The organism is Acinetobacter sp. P37 (assembly GCF_057480965.1).
On sequence record NZ_JBLIYY010000003.1, the window covers coordinates 22,137 to 45,761 of the forward strand.

Annotated in this window: 24 protein-coding genes; 12 read left to right on the forward strand and 12 right to left on the reverse strand. The window is 40.1% G+C overall.

All coding sequences use genetic code 11. The annotated features are described in order from the left end of the window. Nucleotides 1–128 precede the first annotated feature (128 nt). The 6 genes from cydP to AC25JC_RS03560 all read left to right on the forward strand — a co-directional run bounded on the left by cydP (nucleotide 129) and on the right by AC25JC_RS03560 (nucleotide 4,269). Nucleotides 129–320 carry a cytochrome oxidase putative small subunit CydP gene (cydP, locus tag AC25JC_RS03535; protein WP_078188513.1) on the forward strand — a complete coding sequence of 64 codons (192 nt, stop codon included), beginning with the start codon at nucleotides 129–131 and terminating at the stop codon, nucleotides 318–320. Continuing rightward, complete coding sequence (locus tag AC25JC_RS03540) at nucleotides 320–1,906, forward strand: cytochrome ubiquinol oxidase subunit I (protein WP_078188514.1); 1,587 nt, start codon at nucleotides 320–322, stop codon at nucleotides 1,904–1,906. The genes cydP and AC25JC_RS03540 overlap by 1 nt, the downstream gene beginning before the upstream one ends. Continuing rightward, on the forward strand, nucleotides 1,903–3,048 hold the full coding sequence (gene cydB / locus AC25JC_RS03545) for a cytochrome d ubiquinol oxidase subunit II (protein WP_078188515.1): 1,146 nt from the start codon (nucleotides 1,903–1,905) through the stop codon (nucleotides 3,046–3,048). Before AC25JC_RS03540 ends, cydB begins: the two co-directional genes overlap by 4 nt. Before the next feature lie 24 nt (nucleotides 3,049–3,072). Continuing rightward, nucleotides 3,073–3,174 (forward strand): cytochrome bd-I oxidase subunit CydX, encoded by a 102-nt coding sequence (gene cydX, locus AC25JC_RS03550; protein ID WP_002120988.1) that lies wholly within the window; start codon nucleotides 3,073–3,075, stop codon nucleotides 3,172–3,174. 3 nt (nucleotides 3,175–3,177) lie between these two features. After that, entirely contained in the window at nucleotides 3,178–3,480 is a 303-nt protein-coding gene (locus AC25JC_RS03555) for a cyd operon YbgE family protein (RefSeq protein WP_180157468.1), read from the forward strand. A gap of 216 nt (nucleotides 3,481–3,696) precedes the next feature. Next, entirely contained in the window at nucleotides 3,697–4,269 is a 573-nt protein-coding gene (locus AC25JC_RS03560) for a hypothetical protein (protein ID WP_180157470.1), read from the forward strand. Nucleotides 4,270–4,495: 226 nt separating this feature from the next. Here AC25JC_RS03560 and rodA read toward each other — a convergent pair whose 3' ends face one another. The 6 genes from rodA to pyrG all read right to left on the reverse strand — a co-directional run bounded on the left by rodA (nucleotide 4,496) and on the right by pyrG (nucleotide 10,698). Then, entirely contained in the window at nucleotides 4,496–5,632 is a 1,137-nt protein-coding gene (gene rodA, locus AC25JC_RS03565) for a rod shape-determining protein RodA (RefSeq protein ID WP_180007840.1), read from the reverse strand. Nucleotides 5,633–5,717: 85 nt separating this feature from the next. After that, the gene (gene ispD, locus AC25JC_RS03570; protein ID WP_486923464.1) at nucleotides 5,718–6,443 is read right to left on the reverse strand and encodes a 2-C-methyl-D-erythritol 4-phosphate cytidylyltransferase; all 726 of its coding nucleotides are present in this window, start codon (nucleotides 6,441–6,443) and stop codon (nucleotides 5,718–5,720) included. After that, nucleotides 6,406–6,798, reverse strand: a complete 393-nt coding sequence (locus tag AC25JC_RS03575; RefSeq protein ID WP_078193918.1) for a septum formation initiator family protein — start codon at nucleotides 6,796–6,798, stop codon at nucleotides 6,406–6,408. Before AC25JC_RS03575 ends, ispD begins: the two co-directional genes overlap by 38 nt. Nucleotides 6,799–6,814: 16 nt before the next feature. Beyond that, nucleotides 6,815–8,104 carry a phosphopyruvate hydratase gene (eno, locus tag AC25JC_RS03580; protein ID WP_078188521.1) on the reverse strand — a complete coding sequence of 430 codons (1,290 nt, stop codon included), beginning with the start codon at nucleotides 8,102–8,104 and terminating at the stop codon, nucleotides 6,815–6,817. 64 nt (nucleotides 8,105–8,168) lie between these two features. Beyond that, the gene (gene kdsA / locus AC25JC_RS03585; protein ID WP_486923465.1) at nucleotides 8,169–9,026 is read right to left on the reverse strand and encodes a 3-deoxy-8-phosphooctulonate synthase; all 858 of its coding nucleotides are present in this window, start codon (nucleotides 9,024–9,026) and stop codon (nucleotides 8,169–8,171) included. A 31-nt stretch (nucleotides 9,027–9,057) separates the two neighbouring features. Beyond that, entirely contained in the window at nucleotides 9,058–10,698 is a 1,641-nt protein-coding gene (gene pyrG / locus AC25JC_RS03590) for a CTP synthase (protein ID WP_078188523.1), read from the reverse strand. A gap of 229 nt (nucleotides 10,699–10,927) precedes the next feature. On the opposite strand from pyrG, the gene AC25JC_RS03595 reads away from it, so the two are divergent. Further along, a complete protein-coding gene (locus AC25JC_RS03595; protein WP_486923466.1) occupies nucleotides 10,928–11,341 on the forward strand; it encodes an internalin in 414 nt (137 codons plus the stop codon). A gap of 112 nt (nucleotides 11,342–11,453) precedes the next feature. Here AC25JC_RS03595 and AC25JC_RS03600 read toward each other — a convergent pair whose 3' ends face one another. Then, nucleotides 11,454–12,338, reverse strand: a complete 885-nt coding sequence (locus AC25JC_RS03600) for a LysR family transcriptional regulator (RefSeq protein WP_180107429.1) — start codon at nucleotides 12,336–12,338, stop codon at nucleotides 11,454–11,456. Nucleotides 12,339–12,447: 109 nt separating this feature from the next. On the opposite strand from AC25JC_RS03600, the gene dkgB reads away from it, so the two are divergent. Both dkgB and AC25JC_RS03610 read left to right on the forward strand, forming a co-directional pair. Then, a complete protein-coding gene (gene dkgB / locus AC25JC_RS03605) occupies nucleotides 12,448–13,269 on the forward strand; it encodes a 2,5-didehydrogluconate reductase DkgB (RefSeq protein ID WP_486923467.1) in 822 nt (273 codons plus the stop codon). A gap of 1 nt (nucleotide 13,270) precedes the next feature. Continuing rightward, nucleotides 13,271–14,446, forward strand: a complete 1,176-nt coding sequence (locus AC25JC_RS03610; protein WP_486923468.1) for an MFS transporter — start codon at nucleotides 13,271–13,273, stop codon at nucleotides 14,444–14,446. A 38-nt stretch (nucleotides 14,447–14,484) separates the two neighbouring features. Here the strand turns inward: AC25JC_RS03610 and AC25JC_RS03615 are convergent, their stop codons facing one another. The 3 genes from AC25JC_RS03615 to AC25JC_RS03625 all read right to left on the reverse strand — a co-directional run bounded on the left by AC25JC_RS03615 (nucleotide 14,485) and on the right by AC25JC_RS03625 (nucleotide 18,330). Then, nucleotides 14,485–15,576 (reverse strand): YheT family hydrolase, encoded by a 1,092-nt coding sequence (locus tag AC25JC_RS03615; RefSeq protein WP_486923469.1) that lies wholly within the window; start codon nucleotides 15,574–15,576, stop codon nucleotides 14,485–14,487. 202 nt (nucleotides 15,577–15,778) lie between these two features. Next, complete coding sequence (locus AC25JC_RS03620) at nucleotides 15,779–16,183, reverse strand: nuclear transport factor 2 family protein (RefSeq protein WP_078193923.1); 405 nt, start codon at nucleotides 16,181–16,183, stop codon at nucleotides 15,779–15,781. Nucleotides 16,184–16,305: 122 nt separating this feature from the next. Beyond that, nucleotides 16,306–18,330: an NADPH-dependent 2,4-dienoyl-CoA reductase gene (locus AC25JC_RS03625; RefSeq protein ID WP_180177349.1), complete on the reverse strand. Its 2,025-nt coding sequence runs from the start codon at nucleotides 18,328–18,330 to the stop codon at nucleotides 16,306–16,308. Between the two features lie 180 nt (nucleotides 18,331–18,510). On the opposite strand from AC25JC_RS03625, the gene AC25JC_RS03630 reads away from it, so the two are divergent. Both AC25JC_RS03630 and AC25JC_RS03635 read left to right on the forward strand, forming a co-directional pair. Next, nucleotides 18,511–19,050, forward strand: a complete 540-nt coding sequence (locus AC25JC_RS03630) for a PadR family transcriptional regulator (protein ID WP_180022122.1) — start codon at nucleotides 18,511–18,513, stop codon at nucleotides 19,048–19,050. Nucleotides 19,051–19,075: 25 nt separating this feature from the next. Further along, a complete protein-coding gene (locus AC25JC_RS03635; RefSeq protein WP_486923470.1) occupies nucleotides 19,076–19,984 on the forward strand; it encodes an alpha/beta fold hydrolase in 909 nt (302 codons plus the stop codon). Nucleotides 19,985–20,116: 132 nt separating this feature from the next. On the opposite strand, the gene AC25JC_RS03640 is transcribed toward AC25JC_RS03635, so the two are convergent. Further along, the gene (locus AC25JC_RS03640; protein ID WP_078188530.1) at nucleotides 20,117–21,028 is read right to left on the reverse strand and encodes a LysR family transcriptional regulator; all 912 of its coding nucleotides are present in this window, start codon (nucleotides 21,026–21,028) and stop codon (nucleotides 20,117–20,119) included. 279 nt (nucleotides 21,029–21,307) lie between these two features. On the opposite strand from AC25JC_RS03640, the gene AC25JC_RS03645 reads away from it, so the two are divergent. Then, nucleotides 21,308–22,222, forward strand: a complete 915-nt coding sequence (locus tag AC25JC_RS03645) for a LysR substrate-binding domain-containing protein (RefSeq protein ID WP_078188531.1) — start codon at nucleotides 21,308–21,310, stop codon at nucleotides 22,220–22,222. Between the two features lie 321 nt (nucleotides 22,223–22,543). Here AC25JC_RS03645 and map read toward each other — a convergent pair whose 3' ends face one another. Further along, nucleotides 22,544–23,338 carry a type I methionyl aminopeptidase gene (gene map, locus AC25JC_RS03650; RefSeq protein WP_486923471.1) on the reverse strand — a complete coding sequence of 265 codons (795 nt, stop codon included), beginning with the start codon at nucleotides 23,336–23,338 and terminating at the stop codon, nucleotides 22,544–22,546. Nucleotides 23,339–23,625: the final 287 nt, after the last annotated feature.

A 23,625-nucleotide genomic window follows, 5' to 3' on the forward strand; every position in this document is an offset into this window, starting at 1 on the left:
ATAAGCACTATAAGTAATTGTATTTAAATTACTTAATAATATATTTTTATTTTAACTGTTCAACCTATTTGCTTTTTGTATATATTTGTTAATAATATAGTACAAGTTTAAAGAATAGGCTTATCTCCATGAGCTTAAAATTCAAAGATTTAAATCGTCGTGTGGTCAGAGAAATAACCGCAATACTAATAATTAAAGTGATTATTTTAATGATCATTAAGAACATCTGGTTTGACGCCCCTACTATCCCTAAAAACTTTGACAATCAAGTTGCCGAGCATATTGCTGGCAGTCCTTCCCAAATCAAGGAGACACGTTGATGATTTCTGAAAGCGTGGTCGATCTTTCGCGGTTCCAATTTGCAATGACCGCGATGTATCACTTTATTTTTGTTCCACTGACTTTAGGTCTGGCTTTTATTCTTGCCATTATGGAAACCACCTATGTGATTTCTGGCAAAGAAATTTATAAAGACATGACTAAATTCTGGGGAAAACTCTTCGGTATTAACTTCGCATTAGGTGTTACTACTGGTTTGACCATGGAGTTTCAGTTCGGTACTAACTGGGCGTATTACTCACACTATGTCGGTGATATTTTCGGTGCACCATTAGCCATTGAAGGTCTGATGGCATTCTTCCTTGAATCAACATTTATTGGTTTATTCTTCTTCGGCTGGGATCGCCTATCTAAAGTTCAGCATTTGGCTGTCACTTGGTTAGTTGCACTTGGCTCGAACATGTCTGCACTATGGATTTTAGTGGCCAATGGTTGGATGCAAAACCCTGTCGGTTCCGCGTTTAACTATGAAACCATGCGTATGGAAATGGTGGACTTCGGTGCACTAATTTTCAACCCTGTGGCTCAGGTTAAATTCGTACATACCGTATCTGCAGGTTATGTGACTGGTGCTATTTTCGTACTGGCAATTTCAAGTTACTACTTATTGAAAAAGCGTGACTTGCCATTTGCGCGTCGTTCATTCGCTATCGCTGCTATCTTTGGTTTAGCGTCTACACTTTCAGTGATCTTACTGGGTGATGAATCTGGTTATGAAATTGGTGACGTACAAAAAACTAAACTTGCTGCAATTGAAGCTGAATGGGACACTCACCCAGCTCCAGCGCCATTTACTTTGTTTGGTATTCCAAATAAAGAAACCATGTCTACTGACTACGCGATCAAAATTCCTTATGTCATGGGGATTATCGCAACACGTTCAACTGATAAAGAAGTGACAGGTATTAAAGACCTGATCGTACAACACGAAGCGCGTATTCGTAACGGTATGGTGGCTTACTCACAGTTAGAACAACTTCGTGCAGGCGATACGTCTCCTGAACTTAAAGCAGCATTTGCTGAGTCTCAAAAAGACTTAGGTTATGGTCTGCTTCTGAAAAAATACACAGACAAAGTTGTCGATGCTTCTGACGAACAAATCAAAGCTGCTGCAAAAGACACTATTCCACATGTTCCAAGCTTGTTCTGGGCATTCCGTGCAATGGTTGCTTCTGGCTTCTTAATGCTCCTGCTGTTCGTACTTGCTACCTTTGCTGTCGGTAAACGTAATGCAGAAAACAAACCTTGGTTATTAAAGTTTGCTTTGTTTGCTCTACCTTTACCTTGGATTGCTGCACAAACAGGTTGGTATGTTGCCGAAGTTGGTCGTCAACCTTGGACTATTGGTGAAGTTCTACCTACACATCTTTCAGCTTCTAGCTTAAGTACAGGTGATGTATGGGGTTCTATCCTTGCATTAGCAGCGTTCTACACTGTACTGCTGATCATTGAAATGTACTTAATGATTAAATTCTCACGCCTTGGCCCAAGTTCTCTACATACTGGTAAATACCACTTCGAGAAACTTGAAGCTGCAAAAAAGGCAAATGAGGAGGCTCAAGCATGATCGAATATGAATTACTCAAAATCATTTGGTGGGTATTAGTCGGTGTCCTACTGATCGGCTTCGCCCTCACCGATGGCTTCGATATGGGCTCAATGGCGATCATGCCATTCGTAGGTAAAAAAGACGAAGAACGTCGTGCGGCAATCAATACGATTGCCCCACACTGGGACGGTAACCAAGTTTGGTTTATTACTGCCGGTGGTGCGCTGTTTGCAGCATGGCCAATGGTATATGCAACTGCATTCTCAGGCATGTACTGGGCACTGTTACTGGTACTCTTCGCTCTCTTCTTACGTCCAGTCGGTTTTGACTACCGTTCTAAACTTGAAAATACCAAGTGGCGTAATTCTTGGGATTGGGGACTAGCAATTGGTGGTGCCGTTCCTGCCCTCGTATTTGGTGTTGCATTTGGTAATATGTTCCTTGGTGTTCCATTCACTATGGACGAAACTGTTCGCTCGACTTATACAGGTAGCTTCTTTGCGCTGCTTAACCCATTTGCTTTAGTTTGCGGTATTGTGAGTTTATCTATGCTTTGCGCTCATGGTGGTGCATGGCTCATGCTTCGTACAGACGGCGACCTACGTGCACGCTCTGCAAAAGCGACTCAGCTTATGGGTATCGTATTCTTAGTTTGCTTCTTACTTGCAGGCGCATGGTTATACTTCGGTAATATCCAAGGCTACACATTAGCTCAACCGTTTGACACTAATGGCGTTGCTAACCCATTGGCTAAAGAAGTGATCACCAATGCCAACCCAGGTTGGATGAACAATTACAGTACTTATCCGATTACTATGATTGCGCCAATCATGGCTATTTTAGGTGCTTTGATCATTATCCTTGCCGCAGGTAAAGGTAAAGCAGGTTTTAGCTTCCTTGGTTCAAGCTTGGCAGTCATTGGCGCAATCTTAACTGCTGGTTTTGCATTGTTCCCTTTCCTTATGCCATCGAGTATCAACCCAACTGTAAGTTTGACTATGTGGGATGCGGTATCAAGTAAAAACACCCTGACTGTGATGACAGTTGCCGCGTGTATTTTTGTCCCAATTATCCTTTGCTACACAACTTGGTGTTACTACAAGATGTGGGGTGTGGTCACTAACAAACATATTGAAGAGAATTCACACAGCCTATACTAAGGCTGTGTCTAAGGAGAAAAGACGATGTGGTATTTTGCTTGGATTCTCGGTATTTTGATGGCATGTTTTGCGGGTGTACTTAGTGCGCTTTACATCGAACATCATCAAGATCTAGATGAGGAATAACAAATGACTGATGCTGCTGTAGAAAAATCACTTGTAGAAAAGAAGCCAAATAAATTTGCAATGGTCATTTCCTGCCTGTTAGCTTTTCCTTTGGCAGCCGTGTTACTTGTACATCCTGCTGCCATGCTGGATGACAATGGTGGATATAGCCATCGAGCGCTGATGTTCATCATGATAGGTATTTCAGGTGGTTTTGTGCATGGTGTGGGTTTTATGCCACACCATTGGTTCTGGAAATGGCTTTTTAGCCCCTTCCTCGCTTGGCCACTGATGTTATGGGGCTACTACACATGGTTCCTACATTAATTAATATCTAAATAAAGCCCTCAATTGAGGGCTTTATTTTTGATTGAAACTACAAAACAGTTTCAAATCCCACAGATAAATAAAAAAATTCGATCCTAGTTGCACACTTCAGAGTTTGTATGAGCACCATTATGTTAAATAAAATCGTATATCTGTTTTATGCTTTTATATATCTCATTTATAATCAGATATATATGAGAATTAAGAATTTCTTTAATGGCTATATACAAAACAAACTCTATTACGAATTACTTAGATAATATTGCTCCATTTTATTATTTTGTGATTTTCCCCTTTGTTGTAGCCTTAATGGTAATTTGCTTTGATTTCGAGTTCAGCGGGATTTTTTCCAATACACAACAGCTTCAAGTTTCATCAAAACATAGGTTTTTAAATGATTTTTTTGCTTTATGTACTTGGATTACAATTTTTCTTATATTTTTCAGCCGAAAGTTTTTTGGCTTAAAACCAGATATCCAATTACAGGTACAAAACGCTGTTATTAAACAGATAAGAACTCGTGATGGTCTCGCAATGTACAGTGCAACTATGCTTTGTTTCTTCATTTTTTTTATCATTTGTATCAGCTTAACTTGGTTTCCGAGTGATCCAATGCAGCCTGAAATAGGAACTAAAGGATATGCTTTTAAAAAAGCTTTATATTCAGCTAAACCAGTATTTATTTTGTTTATTCAATATTTTAAATATGCTTTAAGTCTCCTATTTACTCTTGTATTGGTACATATTTTAGATGCACGAAAAATTATAAAAGAGCAAACGTTGAATTAGGATTTCCTAAAGTTTAAATAATACACGTTATACAAAAAACGTTTAATTTTTTCAAATCAAAGCCCTAACTATAGAAGAAGCACCATTCCACCGAATGGTGTTTTTTAAATGAGGTATCACATTTCATGAATATTGCAATAATCAATTTTTAGAAGTTTTATCTCGATTATTTTAAATCTCAAGCAAAAAACCGGATATAAATCCGGCTTAATGTAATCTATTCTATTTAACGATGCGTATGAATCGACATCACAATCCCCATACCTGCAAGCATGGATATGACTGCTGTTCCCCCATAACTCATCAAGGGCAATGGATCGCCTGTTACAGGCAAGATACCACTAACCATACCTGAGTTCAAAAATACAAAGAAGAAGAAAGTTAAGCCCATCGCCCCTGCATACAAACGCCCAAAATTATGGAAAGAATTTAGTCCAATAATCAAACAGCGAACAATAATTGCTGTAAACAAACTAAATAAAAGAAATACACCAATAAAGCCAAACTCTTCAGCATAGGTCGACATAATAAAGTCAGTATGATGCTCTGGCAGATAGCCCAAGTGCGACTGCGTCCCTTCGGTATAACCCTTACCCATTAAACCACCTGATCCAATGGCAATTTTAGATTGAATAATGTTCCAACCTGCACCAAGCGCGTCAGATTCAGGGTCAAATAACGTCAGTACACGTTTTTTCTGATATTCCTGTAAAAAAAACATCCAAAGTACAGGTGCTGCAATTGCAAAGGCGGTTAAAGCACCTGCAATTAAACGCCAAGACATACCACTTAAAAATAAAACAAAAATACCCGGAATAATCAAACCGATATTCAAGTCAGGCTGTAAAGCGACCAATGCAAATGGAATCAATAATAAAATTAATGCCCCGACAATTTGTAAAAATTTCGGTGGAAAAGGTTTTCGCGCAAAATACCACGCCATCATCAGTGGCATGGCAAATTTCATAAACTCACTCGGCTGCATACTGCCGATACCCGGTAAGCTAATCCAGCGTTTCGCCCCCATCCTTTTTTCACCAATGACCAAAACCAACAACAGTAAAAATATACCGATGGCATATAAGTACGGACTCATAGATTGGTAAACTTTGGGTGGAATTTGCGCGCAGATCAGCATCACAATAAAGCCCACACCAAAACTTGTGGCTTGACGTAGTACCATTCCCGAATCTTCCGCGGTCGCACTATAGACAACCATCAGCCCCAATATTGCATTGAGTACCAAGAAGCAAAGTAACCACGGGTCTAAATGAAGTTTAGCCCATCGAGAAGAATCGTGTTTTATACTGCGGCCATCGCGTAATGACTGACGTAAAAAACGATACTGTTGAGAAGGGATCATTGCGAAACAGATCTAAAAAGGATGCGGGAATTATAGATTAAAGCGACAGTAAAAATCACTGCCCCTTAAATATTCCTTGAAATAATCATCTATTCACTTGAGACGCTAAAATTAAACGTGCCAACTCTAAATCATCAGGATAGGTAATTTTAATATTGTCCGAACGACCTTGCACGACATTAACTTGCTCACCGACAAATTCTAAGGCACTAGCTTCATCTGTGATGGTCGCACCAGCGGCAAGCGCTTGTTCAATGGCATTTTTAAGCATACCCAATTTGGCAATTTGTGGTGTTTGCGCTTGCCATAAAGTTGAACGATCTACCGTTGTTGATATTTGTGGTGGCGTTTCAACTTGTTTTAAGGTGTCGCGTACAGGGATGGCGAGAATCGCACTTTGCTCAGAATCGACTGCCGATTGAACTAAATTTTCTAAACTCGACTGCGAGACACATGGTCTTGCTGCATCATGAACAAATACCCAATCATCAACATTGGCAATCTTAGATAGATATTGCAATGCATTGAGTACAGAATGCACACGCTCTGAACCACCTAAACAAAAATGTACTTTCTCTTGATTAGCTAATGCCAAAGTCTGAGCAATATTATCTTGCTCGCCTATAGCCAATACATAGCCTGTTAAAGGTAATTGGTTAAGACGCGCAACTGTGTGTTCAAGCACAGTTAGACCCGCAATGTTTTGATATTGTTTTAGTTCAGTTTTAGAAAATCGACTTCCTGAACCAGCAGCAGGAATAATAGCCCACAATTTAAGGTTCGGGTGGAAGTTCGGCTGGTTCTGACTCATTGGTACGTAGGTCTACTTTTGCGTTTGGATCAATATAAATTGGTTTGTACTGAGTACTAATCGTACTCATCTGTACGAAAGTTTCATGCGGTTTAATTAAACCTAAATCTAGACGAGCATGCTCTTCAATAGCTTCAACGCCATTTTTTAAATCGTATACTTCAGCTGCAAGTACGCGATTTCGTTCTTTTAATTCGTTATTGAGTTCGACTTGTTGTTGTATTTTCTGACTCAGTTGTTGATGTTGATGATAACCACCTTCACCGAACCAGTATAAATATTGAAACCCTGCGATCAAAAAGATCGCAAGGCCCAACAATGCTTTACTCGCTTTGGAGTCAAATACATTTAACATAGATAGCATGATCTGCTTAGTTCAAACCTTTGAACTCAGCTTTACCGCGATATGCAGCATTAGTCAATTCTTCAATACGAAGTAATTGGTTATATTTCGCTACACGGTCAGAACGGCAAAGTGAACCAGTTTTGATTTGACCCGCTGCTGTACCCACTGCAAGATCTGCAATAGTTGAATCTTCAGTTTCACCAGAACGGTGTGAAATTACTGTAGTGTAACCGTTTGCTTTTGCAAGGTAGATTGCATCTAGAGTTTCAGTCAACGTACCGATTTGGTTGTACTTGATCAGAATAGAGTTACCCACTTTTTCGTTGATACCACGTTGAAGAATCTTAGGATTCGTAACGAATAGGTCATCACCAACCAATTGGATTTTGTCGCCAAGGATTGAAGTAAGGTAAGACCAACCTTCCCAATCAGACTCGTCTAAACCATCTTCAATTGAGATGATTGGGTATTGTTTTGCAAAACCAGCAAGGTAGTCAGCAAATTGGTTGCTTGTGAATGCTTTATTGCCTTCACCTGCAAGGATGTATTGACCATCTTTGTAGAATTCTGAAGATGCACAGTCAAGCGCAAGCATAATGTCAGAACCTGCTTTGTAGCCAGTTTTTTCAATTGCTTCAAGAATTACTGTGATTGCTTCTTCGTTAGAACGAAGGTTCGGTGCAAAACCACCTTCATCACCAACTGCAGTATTTAGACCTTGTTTCTTTAAAACTGATTTTAAAGAATGGAAAATTTCAGCACCAGCGCGTAAAGCTTCAGAGAATGAAGTAAAGCCAACTGGCTCAATCATAAATTCTTGAATGTCTACGTTGTTGTCTGCATGTGAACCACCATTTAGGATGTTCATCATTGGAACAGGCATAGTCAAAATGCTGTTATTACGAAGGTCTGCGATGTATTGAAAAAGTGGAATTTTCTTTTCGTCAGCAGCAGCGCGTGCAGCAGCTAGCGATACCGCTAAAGTTGCGTTCGCACCTAATTTTTCTTTGTTTTCAGTACCGTCAAGCGCGATCATTGTGTTGTCAATGTCTTTTTGTTCGAATACTGATTTACCCAACAATGCATCACGAATTACTGTGTTAACGTTGTTAACCGCAGTTTTAACGCCTTTACCTAAGTAACGAGCTTTGTCGCCGTCACGAAGTTCTAAAGCTTCACGAGAACCAGTTGAAGCACCAGATGGTGCACATGCACGGCCTACAACGCCAGAGGCTAAGATTACGTCTGCTTCGATGGTAGGGTTACCACGAGAGTCCAAAATTTCACGTGCACGAATGTCAACGATTTGGCTCATGAACAATTCCTCAGTTGATTAATAAAAATGATGCGTCAAAAGTGACGCATCAATGTGTATCGAATTAGTGTGTGTCTAACTTTGCGAAACCTTTAACTAAGGTATCGAGCTCTTTTAACTGTGCCAAGAAAGGTTCCAACTGTGACATGCGTAGCGCACATGGACCATCACATTTGGCATTTTCTGGATCTGGATGAGCTTCTAAGAACAAACCTGCTAAACCAGTCGCCATACCTGCACGTGCCAGTGTCGTGATTTGTGCACGACGACCACCTGCAGAATCCGCACGACCACCCGGCGTTTGAAGCGCATGTGTAACATCAAAGAACACCGGGACATTCATTTCTTTCATGATGTCAAAGCCCAACATGTCTACAACTAAATTGTTGTAACCAAATGCTGAACCACGTTCACAAAGAATCAGTTTGTCATTCCCTGCTTCTAAGCACTTATGCAAAATGTGACGCATTTCATGCGGTGCAAGGAACTGTGCCTTTTTAATGTTGATAATGGCATTGGTTTTTGCCATTGCATCAACCAAGTCAGTTTGACGGCTTAAAAATGCAGGAAGTTGGATAATATCCGCAACTTCAGCAACAGGCGCAGCTTGGTATGGTTCATGTACATCAGTAATAATCGGCACATTAAAGTGTTTTTTAATGTCAGCTAACCACTCGATTCCTTTTTCCAGGCCTGGGCCACGGAAAGAGTTCAAGCTTGAACGATTGGCTTTATCAAAACTTGCTTTAAACACATACGGAATATCCAAGCGTTTGCAGATATCCACATATGTTTCAGCAATTTCAAAAGCAAGGTCTTTTGACTCAAGTACGTTCATGCCGCCGAATAGTACAAATGGCAAATGATTTGCCATTTGTATATCGCCTAAACGTACAATTTCCTGTGGTTTTAATTGTGACATTTAAACTCTTCCTGGTTTAGTCAAAAACACATTATTTCGCTTTTTGGTACTGCTTTTTAGCAGCATCAATAAAGCCTGCGAATAATGGGTGTCCATCACGTGGTGAACTTGTAAATTCCGGATGGAATTGTACAGCAATAAACCAAGGATGTTCAGGAATTTCAACAGTTTCAACAAGACGCTGTACTGGAGAATAACCTGAAATCTTCATGCCTTTTTCTTCAAGCACTGGGATATAACGGTTGTTCATTTCATAACGGTGACGATGACGTTCAACGATCTCTTCAGAACCGTAAACTTGTGCAGTTTTTGTTCCGGCAACCAATTCAGATTTTTGAGCACCCAGACGCATTGTGCCGCCTAAGTCAGAATCTGCATTACGTTGTTGAACTTCGCCGCGCTCATCTAACCATTCAGTGATTAAACCAATCAATGGTGATTTTGTAGAACGGTTAAATTCAGTTGAAGTTGCATCACTAATACCCGCAACGTTGCGCGCATATTCGATCACAGCCAACTGCATACCTAAACAGATGCCAAGGAATGGCACACCGTTTTCACGTGCAAAACGAATCGCTTTCATTTTGCCTTCTGTACCACGTTCACCGAAGCCACCCGGCACTAAGATTGCATCCGCGTCTTTTAATACGTCGTTTACATCTTGGCTTTCAAGTTCTTCTGCATTGACATAATCAATCTGAACTTTCACACGGTTTTGAATACCCGCATGTAAAAGCGCTTCGTTTACAGATTTGTATGCATCTGGAAGTTCAACGTATTTACCAACCATCGCTACACGAACTGTGTATTCAGGGTTCAGTAATGCATCTACAACGTTATCCCAGTCTGTAAGATCAGCTTCTGGAAGATCGTTATAGCCAAAACGTTCACAGATTAAATCATCAACGTTTTGTTCATAGAAAGTACGTGGAATTTGGTAAATAGAACGCGCATCTTTACATACCACAACTGCACGTGCTTCAACGTTCGTAAATAACGCAATTTTACGTGTAGTGTCAGCATCAACATCATGCTCTGTACGGCAGATCAGGATGTCTGGTTGAATACCAATCGACAAAAGCTCTTTTACAGAGTGTTGAGTTGGTTTAGTTTTTAATTCCGCAGCTGACTTAATGTATGGGAGTAAAGTTAAGTGCATTAACATTGTGCGCTTATGACCTAGTTCGACCATAAGTTGACGTACAGATTCCATGAATGGGAGAGATTCAATGTCACCTACTGTACCGCCGATCTCAACGATCGCAACGTCATAGCCTTCACCTGCGCGAAGAACACGTTCTTTAATATTGTCAGTAATATGTGGAATAACTTGAACTGTACCACCGAGGTAGTCACCACGACGTTCTTTATTCAAGACATCTTGGTACACTCGTCCTGAAGTAAAGTTGTTCAGTTTGGTCATTTTCGCACGACGCAAGAAACGTTCGTAATAACCCAAGTCTAAGTCAGTTTCAGCACCATCCTCTGTGACAAAAACTTCACCGTGTTGGAATGGACTCATAGTCCCTGGATCGACATTAATGTATGGATCCATTTTTACCATGGTTACTTTTAAACCACGGGCTTCTAAAAGCGCAGCCACTGATGCAGCTGAAATACCTTTACCTAGTGATGATACAACACCACCAGTAACGAAAATAAAATGGGTCATTAAGTTTCTCGTACAATGGAGCCTAAATTGGCCTACAATGTTGTGCGATTTTACTTTACTCTGTACCAAGAAAGCAAAGTCATTCCGCATCAATTCATAGAACAATTAACAATTGGCTATTGTAACAGCAATTATCATAAAAATTTAGAGTAAGTTCTTATCATTTCTATATTCTTATTTGCTGTTATAATGCAGTTATCCAATCCACACTTTTTTGTTTTGTGTAATTATGAATAAGAAACTTTTAATCTGCGGTGCAATCGCAACAGGTCTACTTCTTACAGCATGTGTAAAAAAAGAAGCACCAAAAGAAGAAGAACAGGAACAGGTTGAAGTTACAGCATCTGAACCAACAGCATCTGTACCTACACAATTAGAACCAGTTGAAGAACAAGCAGTTGTTGAAGAACCGACTCAGCAGCAAGTTGAAGTTATTCGTGAAGAAACACCGAATACAACAACTGAAATTCGTCGTGAACCTACTCCTCCTGCAGAAACTCCTGCTCCAAAAGCAGAAGCTCCTAAAGCGGCAGAAAAACCTGCACAAGCTGCTCAACCTAAACAAAACTCAGGTTCTGCACAGTCTGAAGATGACGCCGTGGCTGCTGCCATTGCTGCTGCAACACCAGCTTTAGAGAACTAAGATCGAAGTTTTATCAAACAAATGATCAAAAAAACCCGGCAAAAGTCGGGTTTTTTATTGTTTCTATGTAAATAAAAATCTGTACCCGACGATGCACTGTTTTTTCTCACAACTATTCTTGTAATTTTTCAGCTAAATATTCAATAAATAAACGAACACGTTTCGGTAAATGCTCTTGTTGATAATAGACAGCATGAATAAGCTGTTCATGCGGTTCAATTTGATCGTCTAAAAGTTGTACCAATCGCCCTTCTGCAATATCTTTTTCTAACATAAAAATTGATAGACAAGCGATGCCCATCCCATGAATCGCAAGCTCACGTATCGTTTCACCATTTGACGCCTTGATGTTGGGGCGGATCGTCAGAGGTTTCCCTGCGACTTGGATCGGCCAAGTATTCATATGGGTAATTTGACTAAATCCAAGTAAAGCATGTGCGGTTAGCTCTTCAGCATTTTGCGGACGTCCATGCTGCTGAAGATATACAGGACTCGCCACCAAACACAGTCGACTCTTGTAGATAAGTTTTGCATGCAAACTGGAGTCGTTTAATTTTCCAAAGCGAATTGCAACATCCGCTTTATGCTCTAATAAGTCAATCACTTGATCATGATTCACCAATTCAATCTGTATATGCGGATAACGCGCATTAAATTCTGGAATCAAGGGAACGATCATATGCAGAATAAACGAAATCGCAGAATCGACTCGCACCAAACCCGATGTATCTGCATCTAATTTCAGCAGAGAATCTTCCGCTTCGCTCAAATCATTCAATATCCGCCGTGTTTTAGCTAAAAACAATTGCCCCTCTTGCGTCAGCTTAATTTTGCGGGTTGTTCGTTCTAACAGGGTTACATTTAATTTAGATTCCAGACGCTGTAATGCGCGGCTTACACCAGATGCTGTTTGATCCAGTCTTTCTGCTGCTTTGATAATAGAGCCGCTATCTACAATAACAGTAAAAGCCTGCAGCTCTTCAATAGTCGATTTCATTGCTTATTCGAATTCGTGATTTTTAATCAATAATATATTCCAAATTCATGCATTTTTCTTCAATAAAATTAGCAGCACAATAGCATCAATTCAAAAAAGAGAATTCCTGATGATTGTTCCCCAATTTGGTGTCGGCACCTTCCGTTTGACAGGTGATACTGTCATTCACTCAATTAAAACAGCCTTAGAGCTTGGATATCGTGCTGTAGACACCGCACAAATTTACGGTAATGAAGCAGAAGTAGGCCAAGCACTCCATGAAAGTCAGGTCAATAGAGCTGATATTTTCTTAACCACGAAAATTTGGACTGAAAATTATACTGCCGACAAACTGATACCCAGTCTAAAAGACAGCTTAATTAAATTAAGGACGGATGCAGTTAACCTCACACTTATTCATTGGCCTGCACCTGCACTTGGAGTCGATATTCCTGAATTAATGGGACATTTACATGAGGCAAAAAAACAAGGATTGACTGAGCATATTGGTGTATCTAATTTTAATATAGAGCTCACTCAACAAGCCATTGATCACATCGGGCTAGAAAATATTGCAACCAATCAAATTGAACTTAGCCCATATTTGCAAAATCAAAACTTGGCCAATTATCTGCAAGCGAACAATATAGATGTCACATCCTATATGACTTTGGCCTATGGCAAAGTTTTGCAAGATCCAACGCTGTTAAACATTGCAGCCGAACACCAAGTTACTTCGACTCAAGTCACTACGGCCCAAATTGCACTCGCATGGGCATTACAAAAAGGTTATGCCGTAATTCCATCTTCAACCCAACGTGAACATTTAATCAGTAATTTAAAAGCTCAAGACATTCATTTAACATCAGAACAAATGCAGGCCATTGCCACACTCGACAGAAATGCGCGTGAAGTGAACCCACCTGAACTTGCTCCAGTTTGGGATATTTAATATGAAATTCAATTTTCCATTAATTGCATTAGCCGTAGGTGCTTTTGCAATTGGCACAACAGAATTTTCACCGATGGGTTTTTTGCCTGAAATCGCAGCAGATTTATCGGTATCTATTCCTCAAACGGGCTTACTGATTAGTGCCTATGCCGTTGGCGTCATGATTGGTGCCCCATTGATGACCTTATGGTTAGCACGTTTTCCAAAACGTACTGCCCTTATTTTACTTATGGCAATCTTTACCATCGGTAATATTTTGGCAACGATTGCACCCAATTATCTCGGTTTAATGGCTGCACGTTTGGTGACTAGCTTAAATCATGGTGCATTTTTTGGCTTAGGTTCTGTCGTTGCTGCGAGTGTCGTACCTAAAGATAAACAAGCCAGTGCTGTTGCCATGATGTTTATAGGCTTGACCATCGCCAATATTGGCGGTGTACCACTCGCAACGTGGGTAGGACAAAATATCGGTTGGCGTATGTCTTTTGCCGCTATTACCTTATTGGGCATCATCACCATGTTGGCATTATGGAAAGCACTACCCCATCAGCAACAGACCGAAAAACCTGATGTACGAGCAGAGTTAAAAGTATTAACACGCATGCCTGTTGTTTTAGCACTGCTCACCACGGTCATGAGTGCTGGAGCTATGTTCGCGCTCTATACCTATATCGCACCAAGTTTAAAAGTCTTTACTCATGCAAGCCCTGAACTTATCACTTTCATGTTGGTCCTAATCGGGATCGGATTTTCAATTGGTAACCATTTCGGTGGTAAGTTTGCCGATCAATCCTTAGATAAGACCTTGATTGGCTTTTTAGTCTTACTGATGCTGATGATGCTGTTATTTCCAATTTTAGCAACCACCACCATTGGCGCAGCGATTGCATTAATCATCTGGGGAGCAGCAGCCTTTGCCGTCGTACCACCTTTACAAATGCGTGTTATGACAGTAGCTCACGATGCACCAGGCCTCGCCTCTTCAGTGAACATTGGTGCATTTAATCTTGGAAATGCTTTGGGCGCTGTTGCTGGTGCCGCCGTGCTAAATCTTAACCTCAGCTATGCCGCGGTGTCTTATGCAGGCGCTACACTGAGCGCTATAGCATTGATTTTAGTACTGATTCAAATGAAGCTTAAACCTCAAACAACTGCATGTTGCGCACAAGCCGAGTAACACACACTTAAAATAGCCTACCCAAAGTAGGCTATTTTTTAGTTCGCATATAACTTTAAAAAATCTGCCATCAATTTGGTTGCCCATGAATGGGTTTCCACTAGACCTTCATAATAACCACAGTGACTGCCTTTTTTAGTGGTCACCACCACTACATTCGGCAAAGAACGGATTAATTCTTTATAGGGTTCAAAGTTTTGAATGTGGCAAATAGGATCGTCTTCGGCATTTAAAATCATCAAAGGAATTTTAAGATTTTCAAATACATAAATTGGGTTGGTGGATTTGGCATAACTTTCATAATCAGTAAAACCCGCCATTTGAAAATATGTACGTTCAAACTGCGCCAGATCTTTACTTTTTAGGACTTCTATTAAAGATGGTGTTGATGACCATGTTGCAGAATAGGGTTCTACAAACTTCTGAAAGAGCTTCTTGGTCATCATTTTACTGTAAAAAGGATGGACATTTTTAAAGCCAAGCTCAGTGTCATAGCCCGGACATAAAGCAAAAGCCGCTTTAAGTGGTGTTTCCTCACCTTGTTCGCCTAAATAGCGAACCAATAGCCCCGTTCCTGCAGATGAACCGACGCCATACAAACTCGATTCTGGAAATTTCTGCTGAATAAAGGCAATCTGTTCACGTAAGTCATCTGTTGAACCAAATAAGTTTATTTTGGCAACAGGCATAGGTAAATTGGCATGACCACGTCTTAAACACAGTGCAATGCGCCAACCTGTATATAGATGAAGATCCCGAACCACTTCTCGCATACTTTCAGGCGTTCCCGTAATCGTATGCATGAGCACCACAGTTGGCACATCTGCAGGTAAATCCAAACCCAACCATGCAATGGCTGTGATTCCACCATCAGCCATGGTTAGTTGCTCTATGGCGTCGTATTTGAGCTTTACTTGGCGCTTTTTAATGACATCAAAATACAGTAAATGTGCATGAGTATTCGACAACCAAGGCGTAGGACGATATTTTTCATGTAGTTGCTTTAACTTCGGCAGCACATCTTTCATTTGCCCTTCAGGATGATAATAAAGCTGTGGTAATTCTGCACCAATTGCATGATCTACAAAGTTTAAAAGAGCCTGACGCCCTTTATGCATCACATTATTCATTGACCTTACCTTCACCTCGCTTCGCACCACAGCAAATCATTTCAATCTTTTCACTTTGACTAACAATGCCCAGTAAAAAAATGTATCTACAAAACCGTATCTCGCTAGCAATATTTGTTTGCTTAAGCCTCATAAGCAAAAAGCATGACAATATTCATCATGCTTTTTATCATTCTGTGATGAGCATTTAAAATCAGCAGATTTAAGGCTGATATTGCATAATGCGCTCACCCATTTTCGCCGCCAATGCTTCCAAGCCACTTTTTGGACGAAGCATGACTTCAAAATCAATCATCTGACCTTGTTCATTAAACTGAATCATGTCGATCCCTTTTAACTTTTTCTCGCCAACATTGGCAGAAAACTCAAGTACAACATTGAGGCCATCCTCACTATAAAACTCACGGTGGTAAGTAAAATTTTCAAAAATTTGAATCACATTGGTCAAAATAAAAGTTACTACAGGCTTACCTGGATATGGGTTAAACGCGACAGGTGAACGAAACACCACATCCTCTGCCAAGAGTTCATTTAAAATATTCATATCCCGTGTGTTAAGCATTTCGTGCCAACGTGCAACAGATTTTTTTGTTGTTTCAATAGTCATGTTTATGTCCTTTTTTTTGATGAATCATTTCCCTTTCCTCAAACTCCTCTCCCAAATGGAGAGGAAGCACGACAACTGCATATTAAATTGAATGAAGTTGTCGTGGTTTAGTATGAGGCTGATTAAATCACCGCAGCCAAATCTGCACCTTGACGAATGGCACGTTTAGCATCTAACTCACCTGCTTCTTTCGCACCACCAATCAGATGCACATTTTTTCCATCTGCTTGTAGCTGTTCATACATCGCGGTATAGGATTCCTGACCTGCACAAATAACCACATGATCAACATCTAAAATACGTGGTTGACCATCAACGGTAATATGCAAACCTTGATCATCAATTTTGTCGTAGCTTGCACCCGCGATCATTTTCACATCACGGTGTTTTAAACCTGTACGGTGAATCCAACCCGTGGTTTTACCTAAGCCAGCACCAACCGATTTAGCCTTACGTTGCAATAAATACACTTCACGCGGCGATTCTTCGACGTCTGGATGTTTCAAGCCACCGACTTGTGCATAAGTGGTATCAATTCCCCATTCATCATAAAATTTCTCAGGATTGAGACTTCCGCTTTCACCTTCATGCGTTAAATATTCAGCCGTATCGAAACCAATACCGCCTGCACCAATGATTGCTACACGTTTGCCAACAGGTTGACGTTCACGTAATACCTGTAAATAGCTCAATACTTTTGGATGATCAATACCATCTATATCTAACTGACGCGGTGTTACACCCGTCGCCACCACGATGTCATCAAAATCAGACTGAGCTAATTCTTCATACGTTGCTGTATGGTTCAATACCAATTTAATCTGAGGCAATAGTTCTATTTTACGTTTGAAATAACGCAGCGTTTCATAAAACTCTTCTTTACCAGGAATCGTTTTCGCAATATTAAACTGTCCACCAATTTGGCTCGATGCTTCAAAAATAGTTATGTTATGACCACGCTCTGCAGCATAAGTTGCAAAGCTTAAACCTGCAGGCCCCGCACCAATCACAGCAATATTTTTCACCTGTGCAGATTCTTTAAAAATCAGTTCAGTTTCATAGCAAGCTTGAGGGTTAACCAAACATGTTGCAATTTTCATCGAGAAAATATGATCTAGACAGGCTTGGTTACAACCAATACAGGTATTAATTTCATCACTACGACCTTGTTCTGCTTTTTCTACAAAACGTGGGTCAGCCAGCATTGGACGTGCCATGGACACCATATCCGCATCACCCGAAGCAAGTACGTGCTCAGCCATTTCAGGAGTATTGATACGGTTTGAGGTGATTAAAGGAACATTCACAAGACCTTTTAATTTCTTGGTCACCCATGTAAATGCAGCACGTGGCACTTTGGTTGCAATGGTCGGAATACGTGCTTCGTGCCAGCCAATACCGGTATTGATAATAGTTGCACCGGCTTTTTCAATGGCTTTTGCAAGTTGCACAACTTCTTCAAAAGTCGAACCACCTTCAACCAGATCCAGCATAGAAAGACGGTAAATAATAATAAAATTTTCACCGACTAATTCACGCGTACGACGCACGATCTCAATTGGAAAACGAATCCGGTTTTCATAACTGCCACCCCATTCATCATCACGGTGGTTGGTACGTGCAGCAATAAACTCATTAATTAAATAACCTTCTGACCCCATGACCTCTACACCATCATAACCCGCTGTCTGTGCTAACTGAGCACATTTGGCAAAATCATTGATTGTGCGTTCGACGTCTGCTGTGCTTAAAGCTTGCGGTTTTACTGGGTTAATTGGTGCTTGAATAGATGAAGGTGCAACATTATTGGCTTGATACGAGTAACGACCTGTATGCAAAATCTGCATCGCAATTTTACCGCCAGCATCATGTACCGCCTGCGTAATCACTTTATGTTTTTCTGCTTCTTCTAAAGAGTCTAATTTTGAACCACCAGCAAATGTCACACCATCATCATTGGGAGAAATACCACCGGTTACAATCAGACCTACACCACCTTTCGCACGTTCTGCATAAAAAGCAGCCATGCGTTCATAGCCACCCGGTGCTTCTTCAAGGCCGATATGCATAGAACCCATCAATACACGGTTCTTTAGCGTTGTAAAACCTAAATCTAGTGGTGCCAATAAATTTGGATAATTTGACATTTTTTCTCCTTAGCGTGCTGAAAAGCTGGCTATTTTTATCTTCACTTGTATACGAGCTTTCTATTTCCATCTACGCACACAAGCTTTTGCAACTTGTTGCACTAATTTATATGCGAGATTTGATTTTTATGCAACATGTTGCATAATAAAAAGTACAAAACTATTTTGACTGAGCCATATATGTCTTTAGCCCATGTTTTACTGACGAGCTTACTTGAAAAACCGAGTACAGGAATTGACCTTGCACGCCGTTTTGACCGCTCTATGGGCTTTTTTTGGAATGCAACACATCAGCAAATCTACCGTGAACTCAGTGGCATGCAGCAAAAAGGCTGGATCAGCACCATTGAAGATGAGCACAGTACAACCCGTAAAAAAACCTACCAAGTTGAACAGCTTGGACGTGTTGAATTAGCCAATTGGATGGTTGAGCAAAGCCCTCCGGCTCAATTACGTGAAGAGTTGATGGTTCGTTTACGTGCAGAAGCTCAGCTGGGTACAAATGGCGTATTACCCGAATTAGAACGTCATCTAGAAATTCACAAAGAAAAACTAAAAGTGTACCAGTCTATTTTTGCAAAAGACTTTGCACATGCGCATGATGAAGACCGTACTTTGTACATTCATAAAATGATTTTACAGCTTGGAATTGATTTGGAAATCGGTTGGATCAAATGGCTTGAAACCATCATTCCACAGTTGCATAAATTTAATCGCTAAAACAAAAAAATAAATAGGAAGCCGCATGCCGCACTATACAATGCCAGATCAACAACAACTGTATGTTCGTGAATATGGTCAAGGAGAACCCATCCTGGTTTTATCTGGACTCGGCATGCAAAGTTGGCAATGGCACCCTTTTCTATATCAACACCGAAAACACTTTAAATTTATCATTCCAGACTGGCGTGGATTTGGCGGCTCTAAACATTGTCAAATTCCAAATATGGATACCATTTCAAGCCATTGGCGAGATATTGACAGCTTAGTTTCCCAACTTGGTTACGATAAAATCACGGTCATTGCCTACTCCATGGGGGCAACGACCACCATGCACGGTTTAAAATACGGTCAGTTTGCTGAAAAAATTAAACGTTATTTGCACATCGATCAAACGCCTAAAATTAGAGTAGATGAAGATTGGCAATATGGTTTATATGGCAAACGCTACACTGAGTTTTTGAGTATTTTAGAAGACATATCGAAGGTACTTGCAACTAACCTCTCCGTGCCATTTGCACACCAGATGAATAAACATGACCGTCAAGGTCTGGTCAACGCTTGGTTAAGATTCATAGACTTACAAAATAGCAATCCTTATGCTTTATCCGCTTTCCGTTTTGCATACCAACAACCAACTTTACAGAAGCTGATGTTACCATCACAAAGTGTGGCCTATTTATATTGGTATATTCAAAATTATTTGAACCATACTGAAGATTATCGTGAAGCCATTGCAGCACTCACCGCACCGACGACTTTTTTCACAGGGGCAAAATCGATCCTCTATCCTGCCCAAGGTCAAAAAATTATTGCTGACAGCCTAGTCAATGCTGAGCAGATTATTTTTAAAAAATCGGGACATACGCCATTGCTCAGTGAACCGGTCAAATTTAGCCGTGAAATCACCAAGTTTTTAAAACAATCGATCTAGTAAGACTGAATAAAAAACAGGCTCAATACTTTCAAGAATGAGCCTGTTTTTTTATATACAGGATGGTGTTACTTAATAAGTAACTTAAAAATTAATTTCAAAATCAAATTATTTTTAATGCTCTAACAAGTGTTAGAAAACTCGACGATCGTATTCAATTGCTTCTAAGTCATACACTTGGTAAACACAGTCAAATAAAGGACGCGCCAATTCCCCTTCATCATCATTCCGCACGATCAAGTAAATTTGGCTAATGGCCGCACTATCCGATAATTTCACATAATTCACATGCCTAAACTGCATAATTTGTACAGATTCAGGAACAATACAAATGCCTTCGCCTGCGGCAACCATGCCAAGTGATTGTTGCAAATCTGCTTGAGTGTTAAAGCGTTTCGGCTCCATACCATATTCTAAAAACAACGACTTGATCAACGTTGCATAACTTTGACCATCCGTTGCTGGATAGATAAAAATCTGCTCATCTTTGAGATTATTTAATGCAATCTGCTGCTGTGAAGATAAAGGATGGCTCGAATGCACCGCAACAATTAGTGGCTCTTCACGTAATAGCACACGTTTAACCGCCTGATCCGACACACGAACTCGGCTAAAGCATGCATCAACCCGACCTTCTTTTAATGCCTGAATCTGATCAACTGCACTCAGTTCAATTAAATTTACATTTAAGTGTGGATATTGCTGGCGGAACAAATAAACGATTCGAGGTAATAAACCACAGAGTAAGGAACCGCCATACCCAATATTAATGGTACGTTCTGTAGCACTGGCCCGCTGCGTAATGAGCTTAATTTCTTCTGCATTTGAAAGTAATTTCACGGCTTGCTGATAAAAGAAACGTCCAATGGTGGTGGTTCTCAAAGGACGGCTGCCACGCTCAAAAAGCTGCGCACCCAACTCTTCTTCTAAATTTTGAATTTGACGACTTAAAGGAGGTTGAGCAATAAATAGCTTTTCAGCAGCCTTCGTAAAACTCTGTTCTTCTACAACGGCGACAAAGTAACGTAAATGTCTTAATTCCATGACATTGTCCTTTAATGTCGAATTTCTTTCATAATGGTCTTTTATTTGAATATATCAGGACGACACTCAAATCACATCCTTCAAATTCGGTTATTTAAAAGATGTATACACCACATTTATTGTTTGGTCATGCTAATGTGAAACGATTATAAGGTTAACCCGACTTTAGTCTTGGCAATTTTGCTCAATCTTCTCACATGAAAAACTACAAAACGTGATTGACTTCATGAAACAATTCAAGTTAATTAGCAAAATCGTTGCAAATATGGAATAAGACCAGTGCTGAGTGATCTAGATGATTTTTATTGTTTTGCCCAAGTGGTCGAACATGGTGGTTTTAGTGCAGCCGAACGTGCAACAGATATTCCAAAATCAAAACTGAGTCGTCGGGTCTATAACTTAGAAGAACGTTTAGGTGTCCGCCTGATTCAACGTAGTTCACGACATTTTGCTGTTACAGATATTGGTATGAATATCTATCGCCATGCACAAGTTATGATGAATGCCGCTCAAGCCGCACACGATTTGGTTGATCATCTCAGCACGCAGCCGCGCGGCTTAATTAAAGTCAGCTTACCTGTTTCCATCGCGCAAAATGAAATGACCAAAATATTGCCTGAATTTTTAAAGCAATATCCAGAAATTAAAGTGCAAATGATGGTGACCAATCGCCGCGTAGATATCATTAATGAAGGCTTCGATCTTGCGCTACGTGTACGTTCAAATCTAGACGATGACCCCAATTTAGTCATTCGTAAATTTGAAACGATTGAGCAGCACTTATTTGCCAGTCAGGCGTATCTGAATAAATTTGGTGAACTCAAACAACCTGAAGATTTATCACAGCATCAAATATTGAGTATGGCGGATGAGCATCTCGATCAACATATTATTGTGACCGATGCACAGCATCATCAGAAAAAAATCAAAGTTAACCCAACCGTGATGGGCTCTGACCTATCGATGTTAGCTGCACTGGCCTGCCAAGATTGTGGCGTGGTGTTATTACCCGACAGTATTGTGTCCGATCACGTGAAATCAGGTGCTTTAGTTCGTGTACTACCTGAATGGAAAGCTGCACATGGTATTTTCCATGCAGTTTATCCATCTCGTCGTGGCTTACTACCTGCTGTGCGTGTATTCATTGATTACTTAGTTGAAAAACTCAGCCAACATGAACACGCTAAATTTTAAGCAAAAAAAAAGCTTACCCATGTGATGGGTAAGCGAAAACTTAAAAACTAAGTAAAATCAGAAACTACAGCAGAATCTGTAGGGCTATTGTATAAATAAAATACATCTTTATTAAATCGTTAATAGCTCTAACTGATTTTTTGAGCTATAGGCAAAGCCTTACAAATTAAGACTTAGAGAAATGTAGTTAGTCTTAAAAACGATAACGCCCATAACCACCACGAACTCCTAGACTAAAGTCAAAAAATATACAACTGTATAATTTTACTTAACTTCAATCATTTAGACACAGCAGATATGGCATTAACACCACTACAGAGCTTAGATCGCGGGATATTCGCCTGTACCCTCTGGCCATGGAGATAACAACTCAAAACCAGTATCAGTCACAACAACCATATGTTCCCACTGTGCCGATAAAGAACGGTCTGCAGTAATTACTGTCCAGCCGTCTTTTAACTCTTTAGTACGCGCTTTACCACTGTTAATCATCGGTTCAATGGTAAAGACCATGCCTTTTTTCAGAATCACACCTTGACCCGGTTGACCATAGTGTAAAACGCTTGGTTGCTCATGATAAACCTTACCAATCCCGTGACCACAGTATTCACGTACAATACTGTAGCCTTCACGATGAGCAACTTGTTGAATGGCATAGCCTACATCCCCCAAAGTTGCTCCCGGTTTAACTGCATGAATCCCTGCAACCATGGCTTCGTAGGTAGTTTCGACTAACTTTTTAGCCGCAGGCGAAACCTCACCCACATAGTACATACGACTGGTATCACCAAAATAACCATCTTTAATGATGGCAACATCAATATTGATAATGTCACCATCTTTCAATACGGTTTCTTTCGAAGGAATACCATGACAAACCACTTCATTCGGTGAAATGCAGGTGGTTTTGGTATAGCCATAGTAGCCAACGTTCGCAGGAATCACTTTAAGTGTGTTGACGATAAAATCATTACAAATATCGTCCAGATATTCAGTGGTCACGCCCGGCTTGACATACTCCCCGATCATCCCTAAAACCTGAGCAGCTAAACGACCTGAAATGCGTAATTTTTCAATATCTTGCTCGGTTTTAATCGTGATTTTGGAAGCTTTCATCTGAATATCCTCAAATTTGAATACACCGAATTATAGACCTTTTAGATTTTTTTTGTTTTATTCAGCCAATATTTCTGCATTTATTCGGCTTATAGCATCCTATTTAGTGCTGAAAATTAGAACAATTGATTTATATCTGATAAATCTTAATAGCTAAACATATTCCTATAAAAAATTTATATACAATAAATTTCTTTTATTTATCATGAATATAAATAAAACATTATTTTATCTGTCAATATATTCATAATTCGTATTATAAAAACTATCTATACGATTTATAAATT

What these genes read in the sequence shown, in the direction of transcription:
- cydP (WP_078188513.1), top strand. Translation starts at nt 129, where the DNA reads ATGAGCTTAAAATTCAAAGATTTAAATCGTCGTGTGGTCAGAGAAATA.
- AC25JC_RS03540 (WP_078188514.1), top strand. Translation starts at nt 320, where the DNA reads ATGATTTCTGAAAGCGTGGTCGATCTTTCGCGGTTCCAATTTGCAATG.
- cydB (WP_078188515.1), top strand. Translation starts at nt 1,903, where the DNA reads ATGATCGAATATGAATTACTCAAAATCATTTGGTGGGTATTAGTCGGT.
- cydX (WP_002120988.1), top strand. Translation starts at nt 3,073, where the DNA reads ATGTGGTATTTTGCTTGGATTCTCGGTATTTTGATGGCATGTTTTGCG.
- AC25JC_RS03555 (WP_180157468.1), top strand. Translation starts at nt 3,178, where the DNA reads ATGACTGATGCTGCTGTAGAAAAATCACTTGTAGAAAAGAAGCCAAAT.
- AC25JC_RS03560 (WP_180157470.1), top strand. Translation starts at nt 3,697, where the DNA reads ATGGCTATATACAAAACAAACTCTATTACGAATTACTTAGATAATATT.
- rodA (WP_180007840.1), bottom strand. Translation starts at nt 5,632, where the DNA reads ATGATCCCTTCTCAACAGTATCGTTTTTTACGTCAGTCATTACGCGAT.
- ispD (WP_486923464.1), bottom strand. Translation starts at nt 6,443, where the DNA reads ATGAGTCAGAACCAGCCGAACTTCCACCCGAACCTTAAATTGTGGGCT.
- AC25JC_RS03575 (WP_078193918.1), bottom strand. Translation starts at nt 6,798, where the DNA reads ATGTTAAATGTATTTGACTCCAAAGCGAGTAAAGCATTGTTGGGCCTT.
- eno (WP_078188521.1), bottom strand. Translation starts at nt 8,104, where the DNA reads ATGAGCCAAATCGTTGACATTCGTGCACGTGAAATTTTGGACTCTCGT.
- kdsA (WP_486923465.1), bottom strand. Translation starts at nt 9,026, where the DNA reads ATGTCACAATTAAAACCACAGGAAATTGTACGTTTAGGCGATATACAA.
- pyrG (WP_078188523.1), bottom strand. Translation starts at nt 10,698, where the DNA reads ATGACCCATTTTATTTTCGTTACTGGTGGTGTTGTATCATCACTAGGT.
- AC25JC_RS03595 (WP_486923466.1), top strand. Translation starts at nt 10,928, where the DNA reads ATGAATAAGAAACTTTTAATCTGCGGTGCAATCGCAACAGGTCTACTT.
- AC25JC_RS03600 (WP_180107429.1), bottom strand. Translation starts at nt 12,338, where the DNA reads ATGAAATCGACTATTGAAGAGCTGCAGGCTTTTACTGTTATTGTAGAT.
- dkgB (WP_486923467.1), top strand. Translation starts at nt 12,448, where the DNA reads ATGATTGTTCCCCAATTTGGTGTCGGCACCTTCCGTTTGACAGGTGAT.
- AC25JC_RS03610 (WP_486923468.1), top strand. Translation starts at nt 13,271, where the DNA reads ATGAAATTCAATTTTCCATTAATTGCATTAGCCGTAGGTGCTTTTGCA.
- AC25JC_RS03615 (WP_486923469.1), bottom strand. Translation starts at nt 15,576, where the DNA reads ATGAATAATGTGATGCATAAAGGGCGTCAGGCTCTTTTAAACTTTGTA.
- AC25JC_RS03620 (WP_078193923.1), bottom strand. Translation starts at nt 16,183, where the DNA reads ATGACTATTGAAACAACAAAAAAATCTGTTGCACGTTGGCACGAAATG.
- AC25JC_RS03625 (WP_180177349.1), bottom strand. Translation starts at nt 18,330, where the DNA reads ATGTCAAATTATCCAAATTTATTGGCACCACTAGATTTAGGTTTTACA.
- AC25JC_RS03630 (WP_180022122.1), top strand. Translation starts at nt 18,511, where the DNA reads ATGTCTTTAGCCCATGTTTTACTGACGAGCTTACTTGAAAAACCGAGT.
- AC25JC_RS03635 (WP_486923470.1), top strand. Translation starts at nt 19,076, where the DNA reads ATGCCGCACTATACAATGCCAGATCAACAACAACTGTATGTTCGTGAA.
- AC25JC_RS03640 (WP_078188530.1), bottom strand. Translation starts at nt 21,028, where the DNA reads ATGGAATTAAGACATTTACGTTACTTTGTCGCCGTTGTAGAAGAACAG.
- map (WP_486923471.1), bottom strand. Translation starts at nt 23,338, where the DNA reads ATGAAAGCTTCCAAAATCACGATTAAAACCGAGCAAGATATTGAAAAA.